Annotated in this window: 10 protein-coding genes; 4 read left to right on the forward strand and 6 right to left on the reverse strand. The window is 50.3% G+C overall.

What is annotated here, in order from left to right:
* Window positions 1–578 precede the first annotated feature (578 nt).
* A complete protein-coding gene (locus tag WC593_10055; GenBank protein MFA4825482.1) occupies window positions 579–4,013 on the reverse strand; it encodes an IPT/TIG domain-containing protein in 3,435 nt (1,144 codons plus the stop codon).
* A gap of 1,798 nt (window positions 4,014–5,811) precedes the next feature.
* Window positions 5,812–9,699, reverse strand: coding sequence for a PKD domain-containing protein (locus tag WC593_10060; protein ID MFA4825483.1), 3,888 nt, complete (start codon window positions 9,697–9,699; stop codon window positions 5,812–5,814).
* A gap of 724 nt (window positions 9,700–10,423) precedes the next feature.
* Between WC593_10060 and WC593_10065 the strand changes: the two genes are divergently transcribed.
* Entirely contained in the window at window positions 10,424–10,546 is a 123-nt protein-coding gene (locus WC593_10065) for a hypothetical protein (GenBank protein MFA4825484.1), read from the forward strand.
* Between the two features lie 3 nt (window positions 10,547–10,549).
* Here the strand turns inward: WC593_10065 and WC593_10070 are convergent, their stop codons facing one another.
* The 4 genes from WC593_10070 to WC593_10085 all read right to left on the reverse strand — a co-directional run bounded on the left by WC593_10070 (window position 10,550) and on the right by WC593_10085 (window position 14,298).
* Window positions 10,550–10,933, reverse strand: a complete 384-nt coding sequence (locus tag WC593_10070; protein MFA4825485.1) for a PKD domain-containing protein — start codon at window positions 10,931–10,933, stop codon at window positions 10,550–10,552.
* 31 nt (window positions 10,934–10,964) lie between these two features.
* The gene (locus WC593_10075; protein ID MFA4825486.1) at window positions 10,965–12,113 is read right to left on the reverse strand and encodes a type IV pilin N-terminal domain-containing protein; all 1,149 of its coding nucleotides are present in this window, start codon (window positions 12,111–12,113) and stop codon (window positions 10,965–10,967) included.
* A gap of 57 nt (window positions 12,114–12,170) precedes the next feature.
* Window positions 12,171–13,136, reverse strand: a complete 966-nt coding sequence (locus WC593_10080; protein MFA4825487.1) for a hypothetical protein — start codon at window positions 13,134–13,136, stop codon at window positions 12,171–12,173.
* 184 nt (window positions 13,137–13,320) lie between these two features.
* A complete protein-coding gene (locus WC593_10085) occupies window positions 13,321–14,298 on the reverse strand; it encodes a hypothetical protein (GenBank protein ID MFA4825488.1) in 978 nt (325 codons plus the stop codon).
* A 221-nt stretch (window positions 14,299–14,519) separates the two neighbouring features.
* Here WC593_10085 and WC593_10090 point away from each other — a divergent pair, with 221 nt between their 5' ends.
* The 3 genes from WC593_10090 to WC593_10100 are packed head-to-tail and all read left to right on the forward strand — an operon-like array spanning window position 14,520 to window position 17,040.
* The gene (locus WC593_10090; GenBank protein ID MFA4825489.1) at window positions 14,520–15,512 is read left to right on the forward strand and encodes a radical SAM protein; all 993 of its coding nucleotides are present in this window, start codon (window positions 14,520–14,522) and stop codon (window positions 15,510–15,512) included.
* Window positions 15,509–16,291, forward strand: a complete 783-nt coding sequence (uppS, locus tag WC593_10095; GenBank protein ID MFA4825490.1) for a polyprenyl diphosphate synthase — start codon at window positions 15,509–15,511, stop codon at window positions 16,289–16,291. Before WC593_10090 ends, uppS begins: the two co-directional genes overlap by 4 nt.
* Before the next feature lie 56 nt (window positions 16,292–16,347).
* Window positions 16,348–17,040 (forward strand): hypothetical protein, encoded by a 693-nt coding sequence (locus tag WC593_10100; GenBank protein MFA4825491.1) that lies wholly within the window; start codon window positions 16,348–16,350, stop codon window positions 17,038–17,040.
* Window positions 17,041–17,162 lie beyond the last annotated feature (122 nt).

Consider the following 17,162-nt stretch of genomic DNA (forward strand, 5'->3'; position numbering starts at 1 on the left):
CTTCGCGATTGAATTGTTTTGGGAATTTTTTAAGACATTTCCCGCACGGGTGTATGTTCTCATCTGGTCAATAACCGAGGGGAGAGATCCAGCAGGGTTGTTGGCTGTTTTGTGCTCTTATCCAGATATACAATCGATGGTCGGATTAGTAAATAAATTAAGCGATAGTATGAGAGGGTCAACAGGGATTGCCGCCGGGCAGTATCCATGAACGGCTTACGACAGAACGAGCCGCTCCCGGCTCTTTGATGTGGCTAAGTCCTGGTTGTTATCTGAATCAATAGAGAGAATATCTCTGCTATCCACCGGTGCAACACAACCCCTGTTTCCTGGTACCGTCTGGATATTCCTGACGGAATATATGATTGGTGCATCGTGATCTCTCTGAACGAATAACAATCCATTCCTGACAGGACAAAAAATACCCCCGTGAATAATCTCACCAAGGAATATGGGGTTACATCAAAAAATAAAAAAGAGGGATATTCCCTCATGTACCAGCTGTCGCGTTCCCGAGTGAACTATCGGGTTTGACAGCCGGTGCCTTTGTTTTCATCAAGCATTGCGATGGTCTTTTCTCAGCTCAGGGTCAATGAATTGAACTGCGTTGTATACACGAATGTAGTCTTTTTCAATACCGTTCCCTTACTTATTATGGTGACAATTACCTCATTCGCCCTGTCGAATGGCTTCGTAATGGTGAATTCCTGCTGACCGTTGAGCGTAGGGTCTGTTGCGGCTGTTGTTTCAGGATACACGTCCAAACTATTCACTTTAATGTTCAACGATCTTCCGCCATCATTATCAGAGGAACTGAGCAGACCGTTGAAGGTCAAAGTACTCCACTGGGAACCCGCTGGGGCGGTAAAGGTTTTCGAGACCGTGGATGTCACCACTTTATTTCTTGTGCCCGCAGGAAGTGACACGCCGTATATACCATTGCCACTAACAATATCCGGGCCGATTACCGAATACGACTCCGTTCCCGAATATGAAGATGAATACGTCCAGCCATCCCAGCCATCAGTAGTCCAGTCCCAGATGAAACCTTCAGGAAGTCCCGATATTACCGTGAACTGGCCGAGATATGCCGTGGTTTGCCCGTCCTGGCTCCTGACATGGAGATCCCACACCCCAGCCTCAGCTGTTACGGGAATATTGAGTAAGAAGTCCAAACTGGTCGTACCGTAGATATGCACATCTGATGCCATAATATCACTTTGCCCATCTTTTGACAGCCATATGATCGGGTTGGTCCCAAAGCCAAAGTTCTGGCCCGTAACATTTACTACATGGATTATGGTTCCGTTAATGCCGCTGTTTGGTTCGATGGAACTTACCAATGGAGCAGGGTTTGTCAGAGTGAATAAAGCAGATTGTGACCCGGACTGCCCGTCCGAATTCTTTACCCCGACATCCCATTTCCCGGGTAATGTGTTACTGTAGGGGGCGAGCTGAATTGTACAGGTGATCTGATTGGGGTTGACCACGAAGACATTGGTCGCATTAATATTCTTTTCTCCCGTTTTTGCTAGCCAGACTTCCGGTGTCGTACCTTCAACAAAGTTCGTGCCAGCAAGGTCAGTTATCGTTACTAATTCACCCGCAACTCCTGTGGCTGGAGTAATGCTGGATACGGTCGGACCTCCGATATAGGTATATGTCCCGGTTGCAGCGCCGGTAAGGGTGGTGACGACAACGTTAACGGCTCCCGCTGCATGAGCCGGTGTGGTCGCAGTGATCGTAGTATCGCTGTCTGCCGAGAAAGCGGTAGCCGGTATCCCGTCAAAGGTTACTGTGGTTGCGCCGTTAAGGTTCGTACCGGAGATCGTTACAACGGTATCGCCACTCGCAGGGCCACGTGCCGGTGAGATGCCGGTCACGGTTGGGGGAATTACATAGGTATATGTCCCGGTTGCAGTGCCGTTGGGAGTGGTGACGACAACGCTAACGGCTCCCGCTGCATGAGCCGGTGAGGTCGCGGAGATTGAAGTCTCGTTGATTGCCGAGGAAGCGGTAGCCGGTGTCCCGTCAAATGTTACTGCATTTGTACCGATAAGGTTCGTTCCGGTGATCGTTACAACGGTACCGCCGCTCACCGGTCCACTTGCCGGTGAGATGTCAGTCACGGTCGGGAGAGTTATATAGGTATATGTCCCTGTTGCAGCGCCGTTGGGTGTGGTGACATTAACGTTAACGGCTCCCGCTGCATGAGCCGGTGAGGTCGCGGAGATTGAAGTCTCGTTGATAACCGAGAATGTGCTAGCCGGTGTCCCGTCAAAGGTTACTGCGGTTGCGCCGTTAAGGCTCGTACCGGTGATCGTTACAACGGTACCCCCGATATCAGGTCCACTTACCGGTGAGATGCTGGTTATCGTTGGGACAACAATATACGTGAACTGATCAGCTGGGGAAGTAGCGCTGGAGCCACCTGTGAGGGTGATGACCGTTACATGAACGGTACCGGCCTGATTGGCGGGAGAAGTGATGCTGATGCTTGTATCCGAGTTTACGATCGGGTTGGTGCCTTCATAGTCTCCGAATATGACATTTGTTGCACCAGTAAACCCGGTACCGGTGATCGTTACAACGGTACCACCGCTCACCGGTCCACTTGCCGGTGAGATTCCGGTCACGATCGGGGCTGTCGGGGTTTGCGTCTGCCCTTTCCCGGCAGCATATTTCAGATCCTTGTTCGACTGGTCGTAGTAGCTGATCCCCGGAGCCCCCTGCGAGTCCAGTACAAGGGATGTAAAGCTCCCGACTTTTCCGGAACTGTCCACCGTCTCAGTAACCCAGATGGAATTTGTACTATTCCATGAAGCAAATTTCAGATCCCTGTGAGATGCATCGTAATAGCTGATACGCGGGTTACCGTTCGCATCCAGTGCAAGGGATGCATATTCACCCACTCTCTTGGAACTGTCGACCGTGGTAATGTTCCACTGGTTTCCGTCCCAGGCAGCATACAGCAGGTTCTTGTCCGACTGGTCATAGTAGCTGATACATGGCTTGCCACTGCTGTCAAGGGCGAGGGAGGAAAATTTCCCAACATTCCTGGAACGGTCATCAATCCTGTTATGATCGCCATCCCAGTGATATTTGTTCTGTCCTTCCCCTTTCTTCAAACCGTCAACCGTTTCGATGACCCACTTGCTTCCGTCCCAGGCAGCATACTTCAGGTTCTTGTTCGTCTCGTCATAGTAGCTGATGCTTGGCTTATTGCTGCTGTCAAGGGCCAGTGAGGAATACTCTCCAACCTTTACGGAACGGGTATCAACCCTGTCGCGATCGTTATCCCAGTTCTTCCGTCCTTTCTCAGCCAGGGATCCGTCAACTGTCGTTAGGATCCACTTGCTTCCATCCCAGGATGCATATTTCAGGTCACCCTTTGACTCGTCATAGTAGCTGATGCGTGGCTTGCCGGTGTTGTCAAAGGCAAGGGAAGTATATTGTCCAACCTTTACGGAACGGTCATCAATCCGGTTGTGATCTCCATCCCAGTTCTTCCAGTTATGTCCTTTTACAGCCTTGGATCCGTCAACCGTTTCGATGACCCATTTTGTCCCGTCCCATGCAGCATACAGCAGGTTCTTGTTCGACTCGTCATAGTAGCTGATGCGTGGCTTACCGTTATTGTCGAAGGCAAGGGAGGAATACTTGCCCACCTTCTGGGTTCCGTGGAAACAGGAAAGATATTCAGGGGTTTGAGTACTGTCATGACTCCGGTCCCAGAAGAACCATTTGTTTTTGCTCTCACGCTTGGAACAGTCTACAGTGGTGATATTCCACCTGGTCCCGTCCCAGGAGGCATACTTCAGATCCCCATACGTCTGATCATAGTAGCTGATCGCAGGATTGCCCGCTGCATCCAGGGCAACGGATGAATATTGTCCAACATGCTTGTAACTGTCCACGGTCTGAAACGACCATGGTCCGAATTCACTTGCTGACACGCCACCAATCAGCAACAATCCTGCCAGGATCAGGATACTAACAGGAATCCATCTCATTTGTTTACGGTTTGTGTTCATTCTTTCCTCCCACCGCATGTATACGTTGTTTGATTCTTACGCTAAGGTAATTCAATAAAATTTACAGCAATAGATAAAATCGATATTTGATGTTATTGATAATGAACATTCCTTTTTTACCTTAACTTTGCTCATCGATATAAAATGAGATGGGAGTTGGGGTGTTGCCGGGCTTAAGCGGTAAAAGAGATTCGGGCTTACGTAGTTGAGAGATTATAAAACTGGCATTCATTAACCCTGGATATTGATGTACATTTTGACTTTTCACCCTCTTGACAAAAATGTTTTCTGACACCGGGAAAATTTTTCCGGATTTTTTTCAGCAGTAAATTTTTTCCTTTAGCGATGGCTGCCGCAACTTTTTCACTCTGCGAGCAGTTTATTCGGTGTGTTTTCCAAAAAAATCCCCTTTTTTCTAATCCTTCGCACGCGTTTGCCGTTCACTTCATTTCCCCCATCTTGCCCCCTCCCTGAAAATTGTCCAAAACCATAACCAGTCCCGAGTTCACAGCACCCCGAATCCGGGCATTTTCCAGCCCCCGATTCCCAGATTCATCCATTTCGGGCTCCGTTTTGGGGTAAATGACCCCCTGTTCGATCGAAAACTCCTGGAGTATTTGCCCTTACATGGGATCCATTAAAGTGTCTGACTCTCCGAAATCCGGATATTGGAGATTGATACTGATGCCCGGGAGATGAGGTATTTGGGGTTCAATCCGGGTCCCGATTGCCGTTTTTGGATCAGAAAACCATGGACCCAAGTGCAAAGTGTCAACATCTTTAGAAAATATCGATTAAAACGATTATTTTCGAAAAATAAGCGATTTAAACAGAATAAAATCTGTTTAATTAGCGGGCTTTTAATGGCATCTGATTTTGACATATATTTGAGGAGGTTTTTCAGCAGAAATGGTCTGCAAATGCCCTTGGTGACCTTATATTGCGATCACGTCGGAGAAAAATGGCTTTTTGCAGGGTTTGTCGGTTATTTTTTTAAGTTTGGATAGATTTGTTTTGTGGGGGGCTTATCCAGATTTTTAAAAATTTTCGGCTCTGTTGAAATCCTCTTTTTCCCATTGCTTGTCTATTCTCTGCGGCTGATATGGCGATGACCCCCTCTCTCCCAGAGGGGGATGCAGCCCAAGGGGAGCATCCCCTTGACCCCCTTTTTAAAAAAAAAATTCTCATCAACCTTATGAGGGTTATCGCAATATTGGGGGATGCCCGAGCGGCGGGAGAGAATCATAAAAACGATTTTCATGGTTTGGGTGTGAACTTAATCGTTCATGCCCGATTCAACAGAGCCATATTTTCTGAAAATTTTTCTCACGCTTAAAAAAACAATTCCGGATTTTTTCTTGTTGGTGAAATTTTCCGGAATTCTTTTTCCGGAAGTAAATAATTTTTCATCCAGCGATGACTGATACATCACATTCTCAAACAACACTCTCAAGCAAAGAGAGCCTTGAGCTGCATCATCCGCGGATCACTACGAAACTCGCTGAACGTGACGTGGAGGTACAATCCGGCACATGATGCGGGTTTGCGTGACCGGTGACAGAGGCTGTCATGATCCCGAATGTAGTGCATGGGACCGAGAACAAAAAAAGCGAAACCTGAATCTCTGGCTCTATCACAAACCGGAATATCCAGCCGATACAGATAAGCGGAACGCATGCAGCGTGCGATAAGCTCCTCTCCAAAAAAATGGAAGCATTGAGTTGTAGCTGACGTCTTCTCTTGTGCTATCCGCTTACTACCCGGCCACAATCAGGGATTAATAGTACCTGATGACGACGACACCGGAGCCGCCACTGCCCCCACGAACAGTTGTCGCCCCGCTGCCTCCACCGCCACCTCCGGTATTTACCGTACCAGCGTTGACTGCAGCAGTACCAACAGCACCAGCGCCACCGCCACCTGCACCGCCAGCGCCCGCGGTTCCCTGAGCGACACCGCCACCGCCGCCTCCGGCAACTACTCCGCTTACGCCAAAATCAGTTCCGAATGTTGCGGAATAGTCCCTGCCTGCGCCCCCGGCTCCACCAACAAGATTGGTAGCAGTAACACCCGCAGATAAATTGCCGCCGCCACCGCCGCCCTCATAAGGAGTTGTCCCCCCGCCACCCGTTCCACCAATATTTCCTTGACCTGCTGTTCCCGCTCCGCCAGCCCTGTTTCTGGCACCACCCCCGCCGGAACCCCCTGCAGCTCCGGTAGCGACTGTCGAAGTGCCACTGCTGGTACCTCCTCCACCCCCGCCGGTTGCGGTAATAGTTGCAAATACCGAGTTGCCCCCGTTTGAAGCACGGGCGGTTGTTCCACCCGCTCCACCGGCACCAATCGTTACGGTCTTGGCACCGGTTAATCCGGTTGTTAACGTGCCCATCCGGACTCCCCCGGCGCCACCGCCACCACCAAGTCCGCCTCCACCACCGCCGCCTGCTACGACAAGGTAGTCAATTCCAACCATACCAGTGGGCCCGGTCCAGGAAGTTGATGCGATGAATTTCCGGATGATGAAGAAGTTATAGGTAGTCGTGGCTGTGCCATTGGGTGTCGTAAGGGTGACCGTTACCGTTCCCGTACCCGCCGGAGCGGTCATATTGATCACAGTGGCGGTGTTAGCGTTGATGGTTGCTGCGCTGCTTCCAAACGTTACTCCGTTCGCCCCGCCTGAGTTCGCACCGACCAGGTTCGTACCGGTGATGTTTACCCGCGTGCCACTGGCTCGTATGCCATATTGCGGTGAGATGCCGGTGATCGTCGGGGCTCCCACATAGGTGTATAGGTTCGGCCCGATTGCAGTGCCGTTGGGTGTAGTGACGTTAACATAAACAGCTCCGAGTGCATGGGCGGGTGTGATCGCGGAGATCGCCGTCGCGTTGATAACGGAAATCCCGGTTGCTGCTGTACCGCCAAAGAGGGCTGCATTTGCTCCGAGTAAGTTCGTACCGATAATCGTTACCGTTCGACCGCCCCCTACCGGGCCGGTCGATGGTGCGACGCTGGTGACCGTCGGGGGAGCCACATAGGTAAATACGTTCGTCCCGATAGCAGTGCCATTGGGTGTTGTGACGTTAACGTAAACGGCTCCGGCTGTATGGGCAGGCGTGATCGCTGAGACCGCCGTCGCGTTGATAACAGAAACTCCGGTAGCCGATGAGCCGCCAAAGAGGGCTGAACTCGCTCCAATTAAGTTCGTACCGATGATCGTTACTGTATTGCTACCACTTGTCGAGCCGGCTGCCGGTGCGACACTGGTGACCGTCGGAGGCGCGATTACGGTGACTATCATGTAGGCTGTGTCGCTTCCGCCGATATTGGTTGCGGTATGGCTCACGTTGTAGGTGCCCGGGTTGGTAAACGTATGAGTCGCATCCATGGTGGTTTCATCCGGCTGTCCATCATTGAAGTGCCAGAGATAGGATGTCGGGTCATTGCTTGACATGTCCCAGAATTCAACCGTAAGCGGGGCAAGGCCAATGTTGTCAGTATTGTTGTAGATACCAGCAACCGGTGGCGCCACGGTCGCGTTGATGTAATTGGTACGGAGGAGATAGCTGCTGCTAAAGGAATTTGCCACCGTAAGGTTCACGGAGTAGAGGCCCACCGGATCATACGTGTGACCCGGGTTCTGGTTTGTCGAGGTGTTCACCATGGCGAAATCGCCAAAGTTCCAGTGCCAGCTGGAAGGCGAACCTGTTGAACTGTCAGTGAAGAATACGGTCAGCGATACCGGCCCGGATGTCGGCGACCCGGTAAAGTTGGCAACTGCGGGAATATACGTAAAGATATACCCTTCTTTTACCGAAACATTGGTTCCGCCTGCATTTGTCGCTTCCAGCCGCACTGAATAATTTCCTCCAAGCGCATAGGTATTGGTGGGATTCTGGAGGCTCGAATACTGCCCATCGCCAAAGTTCCAGAGCCATGATGTCGGCGAGTTCGTTGATAAATCGGTAAAGGAAACATTGAGGGGAATCCCTCCGGTCAGGGGGGTGCCGGTGAAATTCGCGACCGGTGGATCGATCATGAACCTTCCGACAATGGTCTTGTTAGCCGTCACCGGCGGGAAGGTATAACTGTTGTTTCCTGTAGGCGCGACCGCGAAACCATTCACGGTGATGTTATACAGGTGATAATTGAGTGCCGGTGTAAAGTTGAAGGTCGGCGTGGCTCCATAATCTACCGTCTGGACGGTGTCTGGGCTGATTACGCCGTTTCCACCGGTTATGGAGGGGGTGATCGTGTACTGGTTGATGGCAAACGTGGCATTGATAGTGTGATTCGCTACCACATTCGTGAACTGATATGTTGTTACTGCTCCCACAGTCACGTTGTTGACAAGGACATCAGCTACGTGATACCCGGTGATCGGGGTGATATTATACGTCTGGTTTGATCCATAGTTCACGAGCGTCAGCCCGGCCGGTGTGACATTGCCGTTTGCTCCACTGGTCGCGGTGATCGTGTACTGGTTGATCGCAAACGTGGCATTGATAGTGTGATTCGCTACCACATTCGTAAATGTGTAATTCGGTATGATACCCTGAGACACACTGTCAACACGAACATCTGCGATATGGTATCCGGTATCGGCACTTATCGTGAAGTCCTGGTTGTTCCCGGCTACAACGCTCACCGCACCGGAGGGTGAGATTGAACCCCCGGGCGGAGTTGCTGTTGCATTGATCGTGTAATACACGACGGGATTTACCGTGATGTAATTCGTCTTTACTGTGAGATTAGTGCCAGCGGTATTGGTCGCAGTCAGGCTCACCGAATAGGTACCTGGTATCTGGTAGATGAAGGTGGGATCCTGGGAATTTGACCAGTTCCCATCCCCAAAATCCCAGTGCCATGTATCCGGGAAATTAGCTGATGCATCGGTGAATGACACGGTGAGAGGGACCGTACCTGATAATGGTGTACCCGAGAAGTCTGCAACCGGAGGTGAGGACGCCAGTATGGTGAATCCATTGTTAAGGGTGCCGGAAGGCCCGCCGGGATTGGTGACAACAACATCCCATACCCCCGTTGACCCGGAAAGGTCGATGTTACAGGTGATTTTGGTTTCAGATACGACAACCACATTCGACGCGGTGATGTCCGCGTATCCAGACCGGCTTAATCTTACCGTTGCCCCACTGAAAAAATTAGACCCGGCAAGGTTCGTAATCGATACCACGGTTCCGGCATTCCCCGTGTTCGGGGTTATTGCTGTCACAACCGGGGCAGGGATGAGAGATCCAATCAGTGACTGCTCCCCGGTCTGAGCGATCAGCTGGGAAACACCGCCACCTTTGTACACAATCTGGACCAGTGCGTCAGAAGAACCGCAACCGGTGCAGATGAGCGACTGGCCAACCGACCAGGTACTCCAGTCATCCGTTCCCTCTACTTTGAACGAGTCGGTTCGATCAACACCGTCGACGAGGATCTCAATATCCGCCTTATTGAACAAGTCCCCCCCGCCATGGTGAATATCTATTGCCTGCGCATTGCTCGAAATGATGGTATTTAATGCAGGGATCTTCTGGGGCTGGGGCTGGGAGAGTACCATGAGCCCGACAATGGCAAACGCTGCAACGATGACACTGATAAGGACAATAGCACCAATGACGTCAGAGATAGCCCGTTCAGAATCTGGCGGATGGTTCATGCAGATCAACCGGTGAATACATGAATGGTATCACGATTCACAAATACTCTTGTAATGCTATGTGGCAGTATCTGTTTATTATACTAATGGATGGAGCATATATCGGGGTATTGGCATGATTTATTGCAAGGGTAAAAAAGGTTCTTCACTGTTTCGTGGGCATCCTCAGCGATGCAGGGATCATTGATGAGGAAAATTCCCCGGGAAACCGTAAAGAAAAGATCTACCGTATTACTGAATCCGGGGAAACTGATTTCCGGTTCTTTTTTTGATCCTGCCACCAACACTCTTGTCAAAACCATACCGGAGAGTAACTGAGCATAACCCGGGTATCGCATTTTTGATGCGCATTTTCTTGGCAGACCCTGCTCAAAAAATTTCAATCGCGATCATGTGGTGTAAGTTGATGAGGCGATTATCGGATAATTATCCTACAATCGGTATGTACAACCTACAAAATTTTTGTTTCTCCGGCGTGACTGTCCGTACAATGAAGTCAAGGGTTGCTTGAAAAAAAATGAGCAGGGGGTGAGGGGGTGATTGAAAATTTTTTGCCGGAGATCGATTGCAGTGCGTTTTTTTGTGTGAAACCGCTCCGGTTTTTACGCTACGCGCTTCCAGCATATGATCCAAATCTGTTTATAATCAGATTTTAAGAATCGTTGAAATGGTGAATATAAAGGGGGATTCCCCACATCAGTGCCTCTTTTTTAGCGGTTAGAGTATGTCCAGGTGCTCAGGATATTCCCGGATCAAACCTCACGGCGCTCTCTTCTTCCCGATCACGTACAGCAACCCGACCAGTGCAATCCCGGCCACCGCGACGATTGGTGAAACTGGGGCATGAGTTTTAGTCGGGTGTCGGTTTGGTTGATGTCGGCTTCGTTGTAACTGTAGTTGTTGCGGTTGTTGTCGGGATGGTCGTCGGGGGAGGGTTGAATACGGAGATATATTTCTCTTTGATTGAAATATTGGCACCATCCCCGTTGGTGACATTCAGCGAGACCGTGTAGTTCCCTGCGGAGGTGTAGGTGTGGACCGGATGTTGTACCGTGGCATTGGTCCCGTCACCGAATGTCCAGAGCCAGCTTGCCGGTGCATTGGTGGATGTGTCGTTGAACGTGACGCTCAGCGGCCTGATTCCGGATATCGGCGTTGCAATGAAGTTGGCGACGGGGGGTATGGGTACAACAGACCCCCTTTTTATAATCTGTTCATCATAGATCGTACCCATTCAAAACAGTGATGAGCCAAAAAGAGGGTGATCAGAGACCGGCTCCCGTCAGGAGGCTCCCGTCTTTATAGACACTATCTGACCAGCCAATAACAAATACCGGGGTTGTCCCTCCGCCTCCCCAGCTCACGAGAAACATACCATTGGCAACGGGTCTGAAATTGGCAAACGTCACATTTGATGAGCTCTGACCGGCGATATTGAATGTATTGTTAATAATAAAGGAGGTTTCAGAACTACCCGTCGATCGCCCTATGATGAGCATGGTAGAATCCAGGTCTTTATATTCAGAGATATAGGTGTGACAAAGCCTCGAACCGGTAATTTTTGTTGTGGTACCATTTGAAGCATGTGTGATGTCAATTCCAATCTCTGAAAGCCCCCCTCCCGCCATTTCCCAAATCTGGGGAGCCATTCCAAAGAGGACAAAATCGTCTGGACCTGCGTTACTTCGGAAATAAATTCCAACCTTGTCATCTGTTTGCAATGCTGCTCTTGTTGTTGGAGAACAATCACTGTCCCCCCACACAATGGTCGAATTCGCTTCAGCAACGGTGAAATTGAAATGATATGTGGCTGAGTTTAACTTTCCGATTAAACCACTGTCACTGGCGATATTATTTTTCTCGAAATTCATCATTTGCACGGTACTGTTCGTTACATACCGGTCTACAATAATCTCCGGAGGGATCTCAAAACGGCAGTCCCAGTTCCTCACCGCTGAACAGTCAAGGTACGGAAGCTGGTCTGCGCTGACATTTTCGGAGCTCACGATATTTGCTGAGGCCTCATCGAGCAGAATCGCTCCCGTGCTGCCGGTACCTCCACTCGCAGCGGTGTTGTTATATATGAGCTGGACACTCTGCGGAATTGATGAGATGGGAACGATCAGGTTCTTTCCCAGTGACCACTCGTTCCCGCCGCCGGCAACTGTATACGAAGCCGGTACGCCATCGAGCAGCACGCTGAATTCACCTACTGTCAGGGTATCGCCCCCGTTATGATAGAGGTATAATGTTGTTTTCGTACTGTTGACACCGGTCATAAAATTCAGGCTGGGTATTTTCTGAGGGACCGGCTGGGAAAATACGGAGATTGCGATAATGCTGACCAATACGGCTACAAGCGAGACGAGCAGGATAGCCCCAACTGTTTCTGATACTCCGGAGCTGATATCCATTTTTTGTCTTTTACTTCTGTCAGTTCGCATAGATTTCCCTCATTTTTATGGATGCCATCACATCACTCCGGATGCGATATTATTGAGCGCTACATAAAATTCCGCACGCTGGACATACAGGGACACATCTTTCCATTGGGGATCCGGGTTCGAACCGGTAATATTTATAAAAACCGTTGTTCTTTTCGAACCTGAGTTCCATGCACTCCCGGTTTTGTATGCGGACGAGTCGAGCTGTTCACGGAGGGCAATATCCCTGAAAATGTTCAGCCACGCCGCAGCTGTTGCATTATCTGCACTGCTGAACGAGAGATTAACCCACGTATTGGCGATATACGGATCCGTTGAGATATTGTATTTGGGACGGATTCTCTGGCGGGTATCCACCCGGGCCGGACCGTTGCCGCTCAGGCTCCCTCCCCCGACAACCTGGACGGGTGCGATATTGACAACAACGGACTTGTTGGCGGAATTGGTAAACGAGATCAGGGGCGAGATCCGGTTTGTGATGCCGTCATCCTGCGCGAGGAATACCCCGCCGAGCTGGTAGGAATACTTCTGCTGGATCCAGTATTTGTTATTCGAGCGGTATTCAAAAGAAGTAATATTGAGGGGGAATTCTCCTTTATCACCTGCTGAATTATCATAACTGCTGCTGTTTATGTCAAAAGTATCCCCGGTTGTGTTGATCAATATGGTCGCGGATGATGAAACCGGTTGGAGCATATAGAGAAAAAACCCCCCTGCCTGTGTGTTGCCGCCTCCGGTACCAAGATTAAAGGACGTGGATGTCATAACCGGGCTCAGGTTGTTGACCAGCATCGATGTCCGGATGTTGTCCAGCGTGAACTTATAGTCCGTGAACTGTTCGTTGATGCGGTTCATCTGGGCGATCTCATCCTCCCTGCCGTTGATCGGAACAACATAGACCATATACAAAGAGAGTACAGCAACAACGAGCGCCAGGAGCAGAACAAAACCGATTACTTCTGATAATGCCACATCATCGCTTGTATTTTTCATATCCAGTAGCATTTTGTTGTGAAAGACTTTATTTATAGTTACCGGGTTGGATATCAGCACCTGAAAGGACAGTTCCCGATCCGTAATCTCACTAACGGAATGGACGGGAAGTCAAACGGGAGACATACGGGGAGAACCGGTGAAGTCCTGCCCGGGAAAAAGACGATTTTATCGTTGCATAGGGTCATGTAACTTCTGATGCAACCGTATTGAAGACCACATCAAATTCCGCACGCTGGACGTAGAGCGAGGCATGTGAACCCGGGTTTGAAGGTTCAATTTTTATAAAAACGGTTGTCCTTTTTGAACCGGGATTCCACTCACTACTGATAATGTAGTCCGATGATCTGATTTTTTCGCTGGCGACAAGACTCTTAAATAGGTTCAGCCACATCGCAGCAGTTGCGTTATTTGAAGTAGTTATCGAAAGATTCACCCATTGGTTGTTGCGATATGTGGCTGATGAGATATTATAATTCGGAAGTATTTTCTGGCGGGTATCAATCCGTACCAGTGTGTTGCTGGTGTAACTTCCATTTCCTCTGACCTGGACAGGGACTACGTGGACAACGATGCTCTTATTGTCAGCATTGGTGATCGAAATGAGAGGAGAAATGCGGTTTATCGTGCCCTCATCCTGTGAAAGGAAAACACCCCCGAGCTGGTAGGAATACTGCTGCTGGATCCAGTAATAATTATCTGAGCTGTAATCAAGGGCAGTGATATTGAGGGGAAATTCTCCTATGGTATCATGAGATGCATGGTAATTGCTGCTGTCGATGTCGAAGGTATCTGCGGAAGTATTGATCGATATTTTTGCAGATGATGCGACCGGTTTGAACAAAGGAAATGAAAGAGTGCCCTGTTGTGAATTTCCCCCATTACCCAGGATCATGGTCGCAGACGAGATCACCGGAGTGACGTTCAACACAGGGCTCGGGCTATTGGTATTAATGAGGCGGGAAGTCCAGAGTGCGTCTAACGTAAGTTTGTAATCCGTGAATTGTTCCTCCACATAGTTCATCTGGTCGATCTCTTCCCCCCTTCCGTTGATCGGAACTACGTAGACCGTATACAAAGAGAGTGCAGCAATAATGACTGCCAGGAGCAAAACAAAACCGATTACTTCTGATAATGCCACGTCATTGCTGCGATTTTTCATATTCAGTAGCATTTTGTTGTGAAAGACTTTATTTATAGTTGCTGTGAGGGGTATCTTCGAAGAATGGGTTGCAGTCCGGTCTGATGGGAGAGATGCGGTGTTCTTTTTCTTTTTCACCCAATTTCCAATTTTTATACACTGCACAGAAGGGTTTTCATCTCCGCCCGCCAAAAAAATAGGGATACATTCATTCCATACCGGGGAATATTTTGAAAAATGCCATGACACTTTCCAAAGGCTGTGTTCTCTGTCACCAGGGTGCAAAGATGGTGCTCTTTGTTACGGGACGGTGCCACCGCACATGCTGGTACTGCCCGCTCTCTGCCGAGCGGAAGGGGACCGATACCATCTACGCAAACGAGCTTCCCGTGGATATACCCGCCCAGATCATCGACGTGGCCGAGAGCATGAGTGCGCTGGGCACCGGTATCACCGGCGGTGAGCCGCTGCTTGTTCTTGACAAGGTGACCGCGTATTGCCGGTTGCTGAAAGAACATTTTGGTCCGGAACACCAGATTCACCTGTACACCGCGAAGGCTCCTACGGATGCAGAACTGGCAGAGATGCAGGGGCTTGTCGATGAGATCCGGCTCCATCCCCCGCACGAATGCTGGGAGAAGATCCTTGATTCGGATTTTATCCGGTCAGCAAAGCGGGCCAGAGAGATGGGGTTTGACATCGGCATCGAGATTCCGGCATTACCCGGGCTCGAATACCTCATCCCTGCCCTGCCCAGTCTTGACTTCCTCAACATCAATGAACTGGAATGGGGGGAGTCAAACGCGTACCACATGCGGGAACGGGGGTACGAACTCGCCGATGAACTGCACAATGCAATTGACGGGGCAAAGGGCTGGGCAGAAGAACTCTGCCGGCATGACAAGGTGCACTGGTGCTCATCCGCGTTCAAGGACTCCGTGCAGCTGCGGGAACGGTTAAAAAGGATCGCTCATAATACCGCCCGTCCTTTTGATGAGATCACCGAAGACGGGACGATCGTGTATGGTGTCATAAAACCCTCTGAAACGGATAAAAGTGCCTGTCTTTTGCTCTGCAAAGACAAGTGCGAACCGGACAGCTACGAGGATTTTAGTGACCGGATCGAGATGGCATGGTGGCTGCTCACAAAATTTGCTGATGAGATGAAAGGAGAGAAGTATGTCATCGAGCGATACCCCAACAACGGCATGGTAGTCGAGGTGACCCCCTTATGATCCTCCGCACCCTGATCGATCCCCTGTACGAGCGCTACCTCCGCATGCAATGCCGGCATATGCCCAACCATATCGCTATCATCCAGGATGGCAACCGGCGGTACGCAAAACTGCTGGGGGTTGATACGGCAAGCGGGCACCGGGCCGGTGCAGACCGGACTGAAGAGATGCTGGACTGGGCACACGAACTCGGTATCAGCCATATCACCCTGTACACTTTCTCAACGGAGAACTTCTCAAGAAAACCTGAAGAGGTCAGCCATCTCTTTGCCCTGTTCAAAGAAAAATTTGTGAGCGTGCTTTCCGATGAACGGGTAAAAAAATATAAGATCCGTGTCCAGATGGTTGGGGACCGGTCCCTGCTTCCCGATGATCTGCGGGCCGCAATAGATGCCGCGGAAGCGGCTACAAAAGCCCACACCGGTTTCGTTCTCAACATCGCGCTTGCCTACGGGGGAAGAAATGAGATCGTCCTTGCCGCCCGGGAGATCCTTGCCGAAGTAGAGAATAACGGGATCAACCCGGATTCCATCGATGTCCATATGGTAGAGCAGCACCTTCACGCCGGAAAAGGGATTCCCCCGGTAGATCTCATCATCAGGACCGGGAATGAATGCCGAACCTCAAACTTCCTGCCATGGCTGGCAAACGGTCATGAATCTGCGGTGTATTTCTGTGCCCCGTTCTGGCCCCTGTTCCGGATGATCGATCTTTTGCGCGCCATCCGCATCTATGACCAGCGGATCTCGGCAAAGAATGGATCCGGCTATCTCTCATAAAAACCAGATCGCGTACTATATTTCCCTGTGCAGACAGATCAACCAAGTGACAGGTCATGACGGGAAAAAAAGAGACTGAGATCACGTGGCGTCATTCGTCTGTTGTTGTACGGGCAGATATCTTTTCAAAGGCGCACGAACAGGGAATTGATATCTCGGATGTGTGCAACCATGCACTCGCGGATCTGCTGGGGATCGACTACCGCCATCAGCACCTGGACAACGTGCCGGTAACCCGACCCGTCATCATCGCGAAAAATAATCCTCCCCCTGAAGAAAAAGGGCATATTACCGGGGCTCCTTCAGCAGCTCATACCCCGGTCATTAATGCCGACGACCCCTCCGCTATCGCAACGGTCAGGAACGCACAACGACAGCCCAAAGCAAAACCCGCCCCCAGGGAACCGGTCAGTGCCCCCTCTTCATTACCGGCGCCAGAGAAAACCGTCCCGTCCCCGTCTGCCGGAACCGCTCCCGCAGGAAAAGCAAAAAAACCGGCAGGGGCCAGGGCGCACAAAGAAGACGGGTTGAAACAATTTGTCACAACAAAGATCGCCCGGAGCGACATGCCTGATGCTGTGGTTTCCAAAGATGATATGTACCAGGCATTTACCCGATTCTGTCGGGAGCACAAATTCGCACCCGTGCCGGATCGCAAGTCATTCACGATTGCCCTGAAAAATAAATTCGCCTTTTTTGATAAGACGGTAAACGGTATACCCAGCTGGGTGAATGTCCGGTTACAATAATCTTTTTCGGGTCGTTGCGATTTTGTATGGGTAACGCATGAATTGAGTGGATTAAAATAATGATGGCAGATGCCCTACACTCCAAAACAGGATAAATGCCGCCGCACCTAAAAGGGACGCCT

The sequence above is a fragment of the Methanoregula sp. genome, assembly GCA_041645435.1.
Taxonomy (GTDB): Archaea; Halobacteriota; Methanomicrobia; order Methanomicrobiales; family Methanospirillaceae; genus Methanoregula.